This window comes from Micromonospora sp. CNZ297 (assembly GCF_007827625.1).
On sequence record NZ_VISU01000007.1, the window covers coordinates 156,747 to 170,937 of the forward strand.

11 protein-coding genes are annotated in these 14,191 nt (G+C 71.3%); 5 read left to right on the forward strand and 6 right to left on the reverse strand.

Annotation, left to right across the window (positions count from 1 at the left end; genetic code table 11):
• Nucleotides 1–4: 4 nt before the first annotated feature.
• A complete protein-coding gene (locus FB454_RS15490) occupies nt 5–397 on the forward strand; it encodes a TFIIB-type zinc ribbon-containing protein (RefSeq protein ID WP_013289350.1) in 393 nt (130 codons plus the stop codon).
• Between the two features lie 94 nt (nt 398–491).
• Nucleotides 492–1,172: a maleylpyruvate isomerase N-terminal domain-containing protein gene (locus FB454_RS15495; RefSeq protein WP_145754203.1), complete on the forward strand. Its 681-nt coding sequence runs from the start codon at nt 492–494 to the stop codon at nt 1,170–1,172.
• A 6-nt stretch (nt 1,173–1,178) separates the two neighbouring features.
• On the opposite strand, the gene FB454_RS15500 is transcribed toward FB454_RS15495, so the two are convergent.
• Nucleotides 1,179–5,366, reverse strand: coding sequence for a replicative DNA helicase (locus tag FB454_RS15500; protein ID WP_486481544.1), 4,188 nt, complete (start codon nt 5,364–5,366; stop codon nt 1,179–1,181).
• A 308-nt stretch (nt 5,367–5,674) separates the two neighbouring features.
• On the opposite strand from FB454_RS15500, the gene FB454_RS15505 reads away from it, so the two are divergent.
• Nucleotides 5,675–7,345, forward strand: coding sequence for a hypothetical protein (locus FB454_RS15505; protein ID WP_145754198.1), 1,671 nt, complete (start codon nt 5,675–5,677; stop codon nt 7,343–7,345).
• Nucleotides 7,346–7,411: 66 nt separating this feature from the next.
• On the opposite strand, the gene rplI is transcribed toward FB454_RS15505, so the two are convergent.
• The 4 genes from rplI to rpsF all read right to left on the reverse strand — a co-directional run bounded on the left by rplI (nt 7,412) and on the right by rpsF (nt 9,053).
• Nucleotides 7,412–7,858: a 50S ribosomal protein L9 gene (rplI, locus tag FB454_RS15510; protein WP_013289354.1), complete on the reverse strand. Its 447-nt coding sequence runs from the start codon at nt 7,856–7,858 to the stop codon at nt 7,412–7,414.
• 14 nt (nt 7,859–7,872) lie between these two features.
• A complete protein-coding gene (rpsR, locus tag FB454_RS15515; protein ID WP_013289355.1) occupies nt 7,873–8,112 on the reverse strand; it encodes a 30S ribosomal protein S18 in 240 nt (79 codons plus the stop codon).
• 41 nt (nt 8,113–8,153) lie between these two features.
• Nucleotides 8,154–8,681, reverse strand: a complete 528-nt coding sequence (locus tag FB454_RS15520; protein ID WP_018788497.1) for a single-stranded DNA-binding protein — start codon at nt 8,679–8,681, stop codon at nt 8,154–8,156.
• 81 nt (nt 8,682–8,762) lie between these two features.
• Nucleotides 8,763–9,053, reverse strand: a complete 291-nt coding sequence (rpsF, locus tag FB454_RS15525) for a 30S ribosomal protein S6 (protein WP_013289357.1) — start codon at nt 9,051–9,053, stop codon at nt 8,763–8,765.
• Nucleotides 9,054–9,687: 634 nt separating this feature from the next.
• Between rpsF and FB454_RS15530 the strand changes: the two genes are divergently transcribed.
• A complete protein-coding gene (locus tag FB454_RS15530) occupies nt 9,688–10,470 on the forward strand; it encodes a deoxyribonuclease IV (protein ID WP_145754194.1) in 783 nt (260 codons plus the stop codon).
• Nucleotides 10,467–12,539 carry a hypothetical protein gene (locus tag FB454_RS15535; RefSeq protein WP_145754191.1) on the forward strand — a complete coding sequence of 691 codons (2,073 nt, stop codon included), beginning with the start codon at nt 10,467–10,469 and terminating at the stop codon, nt 12,537–12,539. The genes FB454_RS15530 and FB454_RS15535 overlap by 4 nt, the downstream gene beginning before the upstream one ends.
• A gap of 21 nt (nt 12,540–12,560) precedes the next feature.
• Here the strand turns inward: FB454_RS15535 and FB454_RS15540 are convergent, their stop codons facing one another.
• Nucleotides 12,561–14,117, reverse strand: coding sequence for a glycosyltransferase 87 family protein (locus FB454_RS15540; protein WP_145754175.1), 1,557 nt, complete (start codon nt 14,115–14,117; stop codon nt 12,561–12,563).
• Nucleotides 14,118–14,191: the final 74 nt, after the last annotated feature.

Below are 14,191 nucleotides of genomic sequence, written 5' to 3' on the forward strand. Positions count from 1 at the left end.
TGTCATGCAGATGACCTGTCCCAAGTGCCGCGGAGAAATGCGCCAGTACGAGCGCAGCGGAGTAGTCATCGACCAGTGCGGCGAATGCCGGGGCATCTTCCTCGACCGCGGCGAGCTGGAAAAGCTGTTCGATGCCGAGGCCAACTGGAACCGGCAGCACGGCGGCGCCCCGCAGCAGCCCGCGCCGTCCGGTGCCGGCTACCCGCCACCTCCGCCGCCCCCGCCCGCCGCCGCGCCGCACCAGCCCGGCTACGGCGCCGTCCCCCCGCCCCCTCCGCCGCCGCCCGGCCACGGCTACGCGCAGCCCGCGTACGGCCACGGTCAGCAGCACCACGGCTACCACGGCCACTACCGGCGCAAGAAGAAGCACGGCTTCCTCGGCGAACTGTTCGACTGACCGCCGGCAACGCGCACGCCGGGCCGATGCACCGCATCGACCCGGCGCGCTCGTCGGCGTGCCGCGCCTACCGCACCGTGGCAGGCTGCTCGGCATGAGCCCGATCCGGCAGCACGAGGCGCTGGCCCAGGCGTACGACGGCATCACCGCCGTCGTCACCCCGCTCGACGACGCCGGCCTGCAACGGCCCACCCGGTGCCGCGGCTGGGTCGTCGCCGACCTGCTCTTCCACGTGCTCTGCGACGCCCAGCGCGCACTCGTCGCCCTGGCCAGCCCCGCACCCGGACCGGCCGACGTGGACGACGTCAGCTACTGGCGCGCGTTCACCCCCGGCGACGACGACGTGAGCGCCGGGCACGCCTGGTGGGCACGCCGCTCCGCCGCCGCCTTCGACAGGCCCACAGGCGTGGTCCGCCTCTGGGCCGACACCGCGCCCGCCGCCGTCCGCGCGGCCACCGCGGCCGACCCCGACGGGTACGTGACGACACAGGGGCACGTGCTGCGCGTACCCCATCTGCTCGCCACCCTGACCACCGAGGCGGTCATCCATCACCTGGACCTGGTGGTGGACCTGCCGGACGCGCCGCGGCCGGCGGCGGACCCGACGCGGGTAGCGGTGACCACGATGGACGGCCTGCTCAGCGACGACGCGGTCCGGCCGGCCGGCTGGGACGACCACGACTACCTGCTGAAGGCCGCCGGGCGGGTGCCGCTCACCGACCGGGACCGGCTGGAACTGGGCGAGGCCGCCGGCTGGTTCCCGCTGCTCGGCTGACGTCGCTCAGACGATGGCCATGTCGACGAAGCGCGACAGGTGCAGCTGGGCCGCTACAGTGACCGTGTCGGTAGGACCATTTCTGTGCTTTGCAACAATAAAGTCCGCTTCGCCCGCTCGCGGCGACTCCTTGTCGTAGTAGTCGTCGCGGTGCAGAAGAATGACAACGTCCGCATCCTGCTCGATCGAGTTGTGCGCGGCGATCCCGTTGGCGATGAAGTTGTGCGTGCCGAGCACCGTGGCGTCGTAAACGTCCTTCTCGCCGACTGACTCGATCGAGACGATCTCGTCCCAGAAGATGTCGTTCGTGGCGTGCAGGTCGAGATCCGCAGAGTCCAGCACCGCGGCCACCTTGGCGAGACGGCACCGGCTGGGTGCACGCTTCCACATCGCGCTGCCGGAGAACTGGGTTCCGACCGCCGCCGCGAACTCCCGGTGGCTCATTTTGCGCTCCGCCAGGACCTCCCGAACCCGTGACCACACCTCCCTGGGAACGGTGTCCACGTTCGGGTTACTGATGACGGATTCGAGAATCACCAGCAGCGCCGCGCAGCTGTTGGCGCGCTCACCGTGCACACCGATTTCCCGAAGGAAGCGGAGCTGGTCGTCTCGGCCGGAGATGTCCAGGGTGTACTGCGGCCGGTGTCGGGCGACCGGTACCTGCCGCAGTCGAGCCGAGATTCCGTAGCGAAGCAGCAGGCGTGAGATGTCCTCCAGCATGCGCCGCGACGTGGAGGAGAAGTAGACCCGTCCGCCTCGGCCGGACTTGTTGACGGTCACGGACCCGTCGGTGGCCCAGAGGTGCCGAAGGAAGAGGGTGATCTGCTCCTTGGGCAGACCGAACACCGCTTGAGGTACGAACTTCTCGTGGGACCGCAGCCCGAACAGCCCCAACCCGTCCAGCCACTCGGCGATCGGATTCCGCCGCCCGCGAGCGAGCCGGAATGGTGCCGGTAGCCGGAGCGTGGTCACTCGGGCAGCCGGGTAGTCGTCTCGCACAGCCGTGATCCCGAAGTGCGTCGCGGCCTCAGTCACGGCCGCCAGGTTGGCCTCGTCACAACTGGCGTAGCGGATCGGCTGCCGGCGGACGAACGAGCCGTCCCCGAGGAGGTGTGCCAGCATGACCACCGCCGACTCGGCCCACGGCTGGATGTTCAGCGGCGGCGGAATGTGCCGAGGCGCGGCGAGCCGCGTTCCAACCGTGAGTTCCTCCAGTGGCACCCACCCGCCGAACGTGAGGAAAGGATGGTTGGCAGTCGCCTCCACCTGTTTCCCGGAGGCGAGGGTCATCCGGAACACCTCCCGCGTCCCACTGGGGAATGCGTGCGTGAGCGTCCGGGGGGTGTAGCGGAGACCTTCATCGAGGGCCCAGACCGGAATGTCCCTGACGTTCCCAGCAAGAAGCGCCCCGAGGGTGATCTCCGAGTTGTCGTCGGCCCTGATAAGTCTCGTATCCGCGGTCAGGCAGCCCGATTCACGCAGGTCGGAAAGCTGGGGTCGCTTGTCGGTGCGCTGCTCGGGGCCACGGTTCAGCTGACTCACCGCGATCACCGGGCATTCGACCTCCTTGGCCAGCAGCTTCAGGCCACGGGACAGGTCCGCGACCTCCTGCTGCCGGCTCTCGGTGCGCTTCGGCGAGGTCATCAGCTGGAGATAGTCGACGACGATCAGCTTCAGGTCGTGCTTCTGCTTGAGCCGTCGCGCCTTCGCCCGGATCTCCATGAGGTTCATGCTCGGCGTGTCGTCGACGAAGAGCGGCGCCTCGCTGATCTCACCCATGCAGCGGGCCAGCTTGGTCCAGTCGTCGTCGGAGAGCTGGCCACTGCGCAGGACGTGCAGGGGCACGCGCGCCTCGGCCGAGAGGAGTCGCATGACGATCTCGACCTTGCTCATTTCCAGCGAGAAGATCGCCGACGCCTGGTTGGCGCGGATAGCTGCATTTCGGGCGAAGTCCATACTTGCCGTGCTGTTGTGCGTCGGGATCATCGAGCGGCCCGCCAGATACAGATGGTCGGGATTGTCGACGGTCACACAGCGCACCGGAACGCTCGGCACCGGACGGACGTCCACGATGAACCGCGAGTGGGAGCGGACGTCCGAGGACGTCCGGCGCCGGGCCGCATGGGCGGTCCGCTTCCGGTCCAGCCGGAAGACCGTGTCCGGGGTGGAGAAGTTCAGCGTGTACTCGATCGACGATTCCTCGGTACGGCCGCGCACCTTGCGCTCGGTCATGGTGCACCGATAGCCCAGGCTGACGACGAGTTCCCGTACGCCGTCGATCAAGCGCCGCGAGGTGGACGTGTACTGCAGGTTCCCGGTCGGCGCCACCGTGCCGTCGGTGTCCATGAGACCGGCGAGCAACGCCCGGCGCTGGGTTTCGGAGGCGCGTAGATAGTCGTCCGGAATGTGCTTGTCGTAGGCCACACCGACCCGGCGGAGCAGGGCCAGGAAGGAGCCGTTCCGCTCGTGGCACTCGGCGCAGCGGCGGGTTGCGGGGTTCTCCCGCAGGGCACGGGTGGAGCCGCCGCAGTCGACGCAGGTGCGGTCCGCCGTCCTGCCCGGCGTGGGCAGATGCACGCTGTAGACCATGGGCCCACTCGGGCGCACCAGGAAGCCGTCCTGGGCCACGAGGTCGAGCATCTCCGCGTCCGCGGTGGTGAAGCGGCTGGCCCCGGTGTGCCCGTCGCCGAGCCACACCCCGAGGGTGTACGGCGGGACGGTCAGGTCGCGTTCTGGAAGTCGGAGCGGCGCGCAGTTCCGCACGGCGTGGTTGAGACGGCGGTCGGCCGTCTCGGTACGTAGCGTGGCCGCGATCTGCGCCGTCGTGACGATCCCGTCATGCTCGGCGCGGCTGCCGGCGTTCACCGGTCGTTCCGCGCGTGCACGGAGGCCGGAGATCAACGCGCCCACCGGGTAGCCCGGAGCCGTCCAGTTGCGTGTCTTGCCGGCCCAGGTCACCGGGCGGGCGACCCGGCCGTTGGAACCCACTGTCTGCGCCACCGTGTGAAGCACGTTGCGGAATTCCGGACCGACCTGTTCCAGGGTTTCGGCGAGAGTGACCAGGCGGTGCGGTTCGGCGGATGCAGCCACCTCGGCCGCCCGTACCTTCGCCAACGCCGGCTCGGCCCAGTGGTGCCGCCGACGTGCCTCCGGCTGGCGTCGGCTGGCCCGGGTGGTGGTCTTCCACAGGTGCTCGGCGTCCGCCACGATGACGCTTCCGTCGGAGAACTCGACCTCGTAGCAGGGGCGGTCGTACATCACGTCGAAGACGTTGGTGATCGTCGTCGGGATGCCGTCCGCGGCGAGGAGCTGCTCGCCGACGCGCACCTCACCCATGGTGGTCCAGCCCTGTGGGGTGGGCAGCGGGGTGTCGAGTGCGAGCGCCTTACCGAGACCAGGCCGGCCGGCCACGATGATGAGCTGGCCGGCGTGCAGGCCGTTCAGCAGGCGGTCGAGGTCGGTGAACCCGGTCGGCACACCGGTCATCACCCCGCCCTGGGCGCCGACCGCCTCGATCTCGTCCAGCGTCGGCTGGAGCATGTCGGCCAGGACGGCGAAGTCCTCGCTGACGCGCTTCTCGGTGATCTCGTACACGGCCTGCTGGGCGAGGTCGACGATGTCGTCGACGTCGCGGCTGCCGCTCGGGCCGGTGCCGTAGCCGAGCTGCACGATCCGGGTGCCGGCCTCGACCAGCCGGCGGAGCACCGCTCGTTCGCCGACGATCCGGGCGTAGTACGCGGCGTTCGCGGCGGTGGGCACGCTGGCGATCAGCGTGTGCAGGTAGGGGGCGCCGCCGATCCGGGCGAGGTCACCGGAGTCGGCGAGCGCGGCCGCCACGGTGATCGGGTCGGCGGGTTCGCCGCGACCGTAGATGTCCAGGATCGCGTCGAAGATGGTGGCGTGGACCGGGCGGTAGAAGTCGTTTGTCTTCAGGATCTCCACGACGTCCGCGATGGCGTCCTTGGACAGCAGCATGCCGCCGAGTACGCACTGCTCGGCGGCGACGTCCTGGGGTGGTGTCTTCTCGAACGCAGATTCGCGCGGCGGCGGCTCGGGCGATGATCCCCCGGTCCGTTCCGCACGCGTCTCGTCGGTGACCGACACGGGTTCCCCCCTCGCTGCGTCGGATCGAGTCCAGCTGTATCGCCGGGGTATGACAACTCTCCGCCGACCCTCCGGTCGATCGGGGGTCATCGCCCGGCGGTCGGTGGACCACGATACGGAACCCGAGGTCAACCGCTCAACAAGGCCGGTGGATGAGCCTCGGGACAACCTGTGGACGCCTGGGGACAGGCATGTGCGCAGGGTGTGCACAGGGGTGTGGAAAAGTGATGGGGAATTCCGGGCTTATCGCCTCTGACCTGGGCTTTTTCTATCCCCACCCTGTGGACGGAAGATTTCCGGCCGAGCTTTGTCGTCGTTCGTCCCGTACTATCGCTGCGAAACGGCGACACCTGGGACAGCGGGTTTACTTTCGGGTTGAGAGAGGTCACGCTCCGGCCGTGAGACACCGGGACTGGGGAAGCGGGGAGGACAGCCCGCGCGAGCGACGGCCGAGCGGTTCCTGGGACGAGCCCGCCGGGCCGCGCCGGGTCGACTCGTACGCGCCGGAGGGCTACCGCACGGCGAGCCGGCGGCGGGCGATCGAGCGCGGCCAGGACGAGCCGGTGGAGACGTACCTTCCCCGTTGGGCGCTGGAGTCCGGGGTGAGTCGCGCGGACGGCGGCGGGCGGCATGCCGCACCCGACGACGACGAGGTGGAGGCGCCGGCCTCAGGTGCCGGTCGGCGGGATCTGCGCGCGATCGGTGCGGGTCCGTTGTCGGACCACACCGCCGAGTGGACGATGGACGCCCCGCAGGAGCGGGGGTACGTGGGCAACCGGCGGGCGGACGAGGACGACGAGCCGGTGTCGGGGGCGGCACCCCGGAGTCGCCCGCGCCGGGCGGCGACGCGCCGGCCGCAGGTGACCTGGTCCGGGCTGCCGGAGTCGGCGGGTACGAGCGAGGGGCCGGCCGGATCGGACGGTGAACGGCCGGCGGGTCGGCGTCGCCGGTCGGCGTCGGGTTCCTCCTGGCCGCCGCCGGCGGGGTCGGACTCCGCATGGTCGCGGCCGGCGGCCTCGGACGGCGCGTGGTCCCGCTCGGGGACGGATGCCGAGTGGCCGGCGGCGGCGTCGGACGCGGGCCGGCCGACGTCGACGGCAGCGGAGTCGGAGCCGGCCTGGGGACGGGCGACGGCGTCCGAGTCGGAGCCGGCCTGGTCGCGGGCGACGCCATCGGAGTCGGCGCGGTCGCGGCCGGCGGCGGATCCGTGGCAGCGCCGCCGGAGCGTCGAGCGTGAGCCGGTGGAGCCGCCCGCCGTCGATCCGTGGGACGCGTCGGGCGTGCACGCCTGGGACCGGCCGGTGCCCGCGAGCCGCTGGGAGCGGGCGGAGAGCCGGTGGGATCGTACGGAGCACACGGGTGAGTGGGACCGGTTCACCGACACCGGTTTCCTGGAGCCGGTGCGGGACACCGACGACCGGTACGCGGAGGCCGATCCGTGGGACCGTTCGGCGCCGCCGGTGCGGGAGGGCTGGGCGTCGCCGGCGCGAGCCGAGGCGTTCTGGTCGGGCACCCGGCTCTCCGGTGACGACCCCCGGTGGATGGAGACACCGTCGACGGCTCCGCGTTCGCCCGCGGTGGCGTACTCGGCGCCGCGGCCGCGTACCGCGCCTCGTCGTCGCCCGGTGGAGCCGGCGGCGTCGACGTTGCGGCGGCGGGTGGAGACGATCGGCGGCGGTTCGTGGGGTCGCCGGCTGGAGGACGACCTGCTGGACCCGGATCCGGGTGGTCCGTTGCGACCGCTGGTCTACACGGCGGCCTGCTATCTGGTTCCGGCGGTGCTGCTCGTGGTCGGCCTGCTGTTCCTGAGCGGGCAGCCTCCGGCGGGGTGCGTCACGGACATCACCGGCGGTGGTTGTGACTCGCCGCGTGCGCACGCGCTGGAGTCGTTGGTGTCGGCGGCGCCGCGGTTCGGGCTGGCGATGGTGAGCAGTCTGGTGGTGGCGGTGCTGCTGCGGCAGGTCGGGACGACGTGGCGGTCGGCGACAGTGGCGCTGGCGGCCGCGGTGGTGGGTGGTGGGCTGTCCACCGTGGTGATCAGCGCGGTGACCGGCAATCCGCTCGGCTGAGCGGCGGGGATGCGGAAAGGCCCGCACCGGCGACCGGTGCGGGCCTTTCGCGTCGTGCTTCGGGTGTCAGCCCTTGACCACGTTCAGGTCGAACTTGGCGGTCACCTCGGGGTGCAGCCGGATGCTGACCGGGTAGGAGCCGAGCGCCTTGATGTGGCCGGGCAGCTCCAGCCGGCGGCGGTCCAGGGTCGGGCCGCCGGCGGCCTTGACGGCGTCGACGATCTCGGCCGGGGTGACCGAGCCGAAGAGCCGCCCGCCGTCGCCGGCGCGGGCCTTCAGGTTGACCTTCAGACCCTCGATCTGGGTCTTGACCTCGGTGGCGTGGCCCAGGTCGCGGATCTCGCGGGCCGAGCGGGCCCGCTTGATGACCGTGACCTGCTTCTCCGCGCCCTTGGTCCAGGCGATCGCGAAGCCCTGCGGCAGCAGGTAGTTACGGCCGAAGCCGTCCTTGACCTCGACGATGTCGCCCGGAGAGCCGAGGCCGGACACCTCCTGAGTGAGGATGATCTTCATGTCCGTGCCTCCTCTCAGCGGGTCGTGGCCGTGTACGGCAGGAGCGCCATCTCGCGGGCGTTCTTGACCGCACGGGCGATCTGCCGCTGCTGCTGCGAGGTCACGCCGGTCACCCGTCGAGCGCGGATCTTGCCGCGGTCGGAGATGAACTTGCGCAGCAGCGCGGTGTCCTTGTAATCGATGTAGGTGATCCCGTCCTTGTCGAGCGGGTTCACCTTCTTCTTCGGCTTGCGAAGGGCCGCAGCCTTAGCCATTGCTCGTGCTCCTGGTTTGCGATCGCGGGCGCTCGGCGCCATCAGAACGGAGGCTCCTCGTCGAAGTTGCCGCCCGAACCACCGCGGGAGGGGGCGGGGGCAGCAGAGGCCCAGGGGTCGTCGAAGTTGCCTCCGCCGCCGCCCTGGCCGCCACCACCACCGAAGCCGCCGCCACCGCCACCGGAGCGGGACATCTTCTGCACCTTCGCCGTGGCGTAGCGCAGCGACGGGCCGATCTCGTCGACCTCCAGCTCGATGACGGTGCGCTTCTCACCCTCGCGGGTCTCGTACGACCGCTGGCGCAGTCGGCCGGACACGATCACGCGAGCGCCGCGCTGCAGCGACTCGGCGACGTTCTCGGCGGCCTGGCGCCAGACCGTGCACGAGAGGAACAGCGGCTCGCCGTCCTTCCACTCGCCGGAGGCCTTGTCCATGAAGCGGGGCGTCGAAGCGACCCGGAACTTGGCGACCGCCGCACCGGAGGGGGTGAATCGCAACTCGGGGTCATCGGTCAGGTTGCCGATGACCGTGATGGTGGTGTCTCCTGCCATGACCATCTCCTCGCGCACTCATCTTTGTGCCGTCAGGCTCTCAGAGCCGTACGACAGCGTGGATGAGGCTTGTGATCCGGACGTGCCGGGTCTAGATGCTCAGCGCATCTCCGGGCGGATGACCTTGGTGCGCAGCACCGACTCGTTGAGTCGGAGCTGACGGTCCAGCTCGCCAACGGCCTCCGGCGTCGCCTGGAGGTCGATGACGGCGTAGATGCCCTCGGCCTTCTTGTTGATCTCGTACGCGAGGCGCCGGCGGCCCCACACGTCGGTCTTCTCCACCGAGCCACCCGCGGTCCGGATCACGTTCAGGTACGTGTCGAGCGACGGGGCGACGGTGCGCTCCTCGAGGCTGGGGTCGAGGATCACCATGACTTCGTAATGACGCAAGACGTGCTCACCTCCTGTGGGCTAAGCGGCCACGGTCCTTCCGTGGCAGGAGGTCGTGCGTCGTTGCCCGCGCCGGTGCCGGGGGAACCCGGCCGGACACACGGACAACCGGACCAGGATAGCCGGTCCGGACGATCATGGCCGGGCCGGTGGTCCCGGTGTGCCGGGTGCGGCGACAGGGGCCCACCTCCGGCGAGCCGGCAGGTGGACCCCTGTCCACGGGACCGCGGGGCGTCCCGTCCGCATTCCTTGGGTGGGACCTGGGGAGGAACGACCACACCGATGAGGTTGGATCGAAGACGCCCCGCGGAGCTTTATCGTGTTGTCACCTGGTCTGACCATACAATGGCTCTCGTCACCACTTGGGGTAAATGGAGGAATTGGTCCTACTGCTGGCCTCCCGTACCGGGATGACGAGCGGATCCCGCCCCGCAGTGCCGGGCCGCACGGCGGGGCGTCCCGTTTCCGGGGGTCCACCCTCGCCCGTCCGTGCTGTGGACCACGTGCGGGCGGAGCGTCGACCATCGATCCCACCTCGGACAACGACCGCCGGGCCGGGTGGTGACGCGGCCGACCCGCCGGGCGCCTCCCGCGAGCGCGCCGACCGTCGCAGGCGCGACGTAGGCTGCCCTGCATGCGAATCGGAGCCCACGTCGACCCGACCGACCCGCTGGCCGAGGCGGCCGCCCGGCAGGCCGAGGCGGTCCAGTTCTTCCTGGCCGACCCGCAGGGCTGGAAGGCCCCGAAGCCGCGCGAGGACGCCGAGCGCCTGCGTTCCGCCGACGTCGACCTCTACGTGCACGCGCCGTACGTGATCAACGTGGCCACGCTCAACAACCGGATCCGCATTCCCAGCCGCAAGCTGCTGCTCGCCCACGCGTCCGCCGCGGCGGACGTCGGGGCCAGAGGGCTGATCGTGCACGGCGGCCACGTCAACGCCGGCCACGACGTCGCGGTCGGCTTCGACAACTGGCGCAAGACCTTCGCGTACGCGGCGGACTCGGGCGGCTTCCCGCTGCCGGTGCTGATCGAGAACACCGCCGGCGGTGACAACGCCTGCGCCCGGCACCTCGACTCGCTGGCCCGGCTCTGGGACGCGCTCGGCGACCACGAGGTCGGCTTCTGCCTGGACACCTGCCACGCGTACGCGGGCGGCGAGGAACTGCTGGGCCTGGTCGACCGGGTGAAGGCGATCACCGGCCGGATCGACCTGATCCACGCGAACAACTCCAAGGGCGCGTTCAACTCCGGCCAGGACCGGCACGACAACCTGACCGGCGGCACCATCGATCCGGAGCTGCTGGTGGCGGTGATCCGCGCGGCCGGCGCACCGGTGATCGTGGAGACCCCCGGCGGCATCGAGGGCCAGACCGCCGACATCGCGTTCCTGCGCGGGCAGTTGGGCGCGGCGGCGTGACGACCGAGCAGTCCGGCACGACCGGCCGCCGGTCCGGCGCCGAGCCCCGTCCGGACGGCGACGCGACCGCACCGGACCGGCCGGACGACGCGACCGGGACGGCCCCGCCCGGCGAGGGTGGGACCGCCGGGGGCGGATCCGGCACGGACGACACCGCCGGAAAGAAGGCCGAGGCCCGGGACGAGGCCGCCGCCGAGGGCGACGCCCACGACGCCCGGACGAACGGCGGCGACGGCGGAACCGCCGCCGACAAGGCCGACGCCGGAGACGAGAACACAACGGGTACGGCCGACGGCGAGGCCGCCGATCCCTGGTCCGCGTTCGGGCCCGCGCCGGAGCCGGTGCTCGGCCGGGCCCGCCGGGCCGTCCGCGCGGTCGGCCGGTTCCTGGTGCACGAGTGGACGCTCGCCGCCGTCGCCGCACTGGCGCTGGCCGCGGCGATGACCTGGCCCACGTTGCGCTATCCGCGGCACACGCTGCCGCAGGACTACTGGGATCCGAGCCTGCAGGCGTGGCAGATGGCGTGGTCCGGCCACATCCTGCGGACCGACCCGGCGATGCTGTGGCACGCGAACACGTTCTATCCGGAGAACTGGAGCTTCGCGTTCTCCGACACGCTCCTCGGGTACGCCCCGGCCGGCCTGATCGGGGTCGGCCCGGAGCACGCCGTGCTGCGCTACAACATCATGTTCGTGCTGGCGCACGCGCTCGCCGCGTTCGGCGCGTACGTGCTGGCCCGGCAGCTCGGCGCGGGCCGCATCGGCGGCGCGGTGGCCGGGGCGAGCTTCGCCTACGCGCCGTGGCTGCTGGCCCAGGCGGGGCACCTGCACATCCTCTCCAACGGCGGCATCCCGCTGGCGCTGGCCATGCTGGCGCGGGGTCACGGCTGGTCGCTGCGGTACGGCTACCGGCCGCGCCGCCGGCACGCGGGCTGGGCGTTCGCCGGGTGGCTGGTGGCCGCGTGGCAGCTCAGCCTGGGGTTCGGTATCGGGCTGCCGTTCGCGTACATGCTGGCCGGGACCGTTCTGGTCGCGGTGGTGCTGTGGTTCGTGCGACGGCGCCGGGTGAAGCGTCCGTTCGGGCGGCGGCTGTTCCTGGCCGACGTGTTCGGCGGGCTCGCCTTCGCCGCGGTGGGCGCGGCGCTGGCGGTGCCGTACTTCAAGGTGGCCGAGCTGCACCCGAACGCGGAACGGACGCTCGGCGACATCGGGCTCTACTCGCCGCCGGCGAGCGGGTTCTTCACCGCGCCGGCCGAGTCCCGGGTCTGGGGCGGGCTGCACGAGGGTGCCCGTGCCGTGCTGCCCTGGCATCCGGAGATGACGCTGCTGCCGGGCTTCGTGCTCTACGCGCTCGCCGCCGGTGGTCTGTTCTTCTCGGTCTGGCGGGTCCGGCACCGGATCTTTCTGCTCGCCGGCGTGCTGGTGACGATGGCGCTGGCGATGGGCACCCGGTTCTTCGGCGGCCGGTTCACCTACGTGCCGTTGTTCGACTACGTGCCGGGCTGGAGCGGGCTGCGCACGCCGGGCCGGATGATGCTCTGGGCCACGCTGCTGCTGGGTCTGCTCGCGGCCGGCGCGGTCACCGCGTTCTGCATGCGGGTACGCGAGCTGGCCGCCGAGCGGGTGCCGCCGTGGCCGGGCCCGTGGCTGCGCCTGGCCACGCTGCTGCCGCTGGCGCTGGTGCTCGTGGAAGGGCTGAACGCCACGCCGCAGCCGGTGGTGCCGCGGCAGCCGGCGGCGATGCGAACTGTGGACGGCCCGATGCTGGTGCTGCCGAGCAGCCAGAACCTCGATCAGCCGGTGATGCTGTGGTCCACCGACCGGTTCCAGCCGATGGTCAACGGCGGCAGCGGTTTCACGCCGCGTTCGCAGGCCCAGATCCGCGAGGCGACAGTCAGCTTCCCGGACTACGCGAGCGTCGACTACCTGCGGCAGATCGGCGTGAAGAACGTGGTCGTGTTGCGCGACGAGCTGGAGGGCACCCCGTGGGAGGGGATGCTCGACCGGCCGGTCGACGCGCTGGGCGTGACGCGGGAGCAGGTCGGCGAGGCGGTCGTGTTCCGGCTGTAGACCGGAACACGACCGTCTCGGTCACACCGGAACGGGTTCGGCGGGCCGTTCGGCGGCGCGCGCCCGCCAGCGCTGATGCCAGGGCGCGTCGGGCGCGCCGTCGAGCACCCCGCCGTCCGGGTCGTCGGCGTAGGTGTGCCGGACGACGTCCAGTTCGGGCCGCATGATGTCCCGGATGACGAATCCGCAGAGCACCGCCACGGTGATCAGGCGCAGGCTCGACGCCAGCACGAAGACGCCCTCGGGGAAGACCGGCCGGGACATGGCCGTGCCGAGCAGTTCGCCGTAGAACGCGGCGAAGTAGCCGACCTCGGCGACCTGCCAGGCCAGGAACGCGCCCCAGCGCGGCCGGGCGAGCACCGCGAGCGGCAGCAGCCAGAGCACGAACTGCTGGGACCACACCTTGCTGAAGATGAGGAACGCGGCGACCACCAGGAAGGCGAGCTGGGCCAGCCGGGGGCGGCGCGGCGCCAGCAGCGCCAGCCCGGCCACGCCGAGGCAGGCCAGGCCGAAGAGCAGGTACGACAGCCAGTTGAGGGTGGGGATGTTCGCGTTGAGCCACTCGAAGGGCCCGAGCTGGCCGGGTGAGGACGGGCTGATCCGGCCGTCCAGGTAGCGGCCGATGTACCAGAGCGTGCCCCAGTCGATGGGGCGCGTGGTGTTCAGGTCGAAGAAGCGTTCCCAGTTCTCCCGGTACGGGATCGCCACCGGCAGGTTCACGGCCACGAGCGTCACCAGCGCGGTCGCCGTGGCGACGAGCCCGGCCAGCAGTTTCCCGGCGCGCAACGCGAGGACCAGGATCGGGCCGAGGATGAACAGCGGCCACATCTTGGCCGCGCCGCCCAGTCCGATGAGGACGCCGGCCAGTCCGGGCAGCAGCAGCGCGTACCGGTCGGGCCGGGCGCGCGCCCAGGCCAGCAGGCCGAACGCGGCCAGGCCGATGGCGAGCAGATCCCAGTTGACGGTGGCGGTGAGCACCAGCGCCGGGGAGAGCGCGAACAACGCGGCGTCCCAGGGTCGTCGTCGGCGCAGGCTGAGGATCACGGCGACGGTGGCGACCGCGAGCGCGCCGAGCACCAGCGCGTTCAGGTTGTAGAACCACTGACCCTGGTTGATGGCGGGGTTGTCGGCGCCGAGGGCGTGCACCGGCAGGCCGAGCGCGCCCATGAAGTACCCGGTCAGCACCGGGTACTCCACCGGGTGGTCGGCGTAGGGCACCTTGCCCTCGTTGAGCCCTTCGGCGTAGTAGAGCGCCAGCACGTCGGTGTAGCACATCCGGGTGTACTGGACGTTGTTCTGCCAGGCGCCGTCCTGGCAGGGCGACTTCTGCACCCAGTGCAGGGCCAGCGTCAGGCACACCAGCGCCAGCACGATCCGGCCGGCGGTCCAGAACCGGCTCTCCCGGCCGGCGGGCCGGTCCAGGGTGGCGGCGTGGTCGCCGAGCGGCCCGCCGATCAGACCGGAGGCGCCCCGGACGAACCAGTCCGAGCGGGACGGGTGGTCCACCGTCTCTGCGGATCGTGGCGCCGCCTCGGACGCGCCGGGCTCATCGATGCCTGCGGGCGACTGGGTGCTCATGGAGAGGCATCCTGCCGTACACCGGGGGTCGCCGTCCCGTCGCGCGCGGAGAAATTCCGGTACGCGAAACGCGG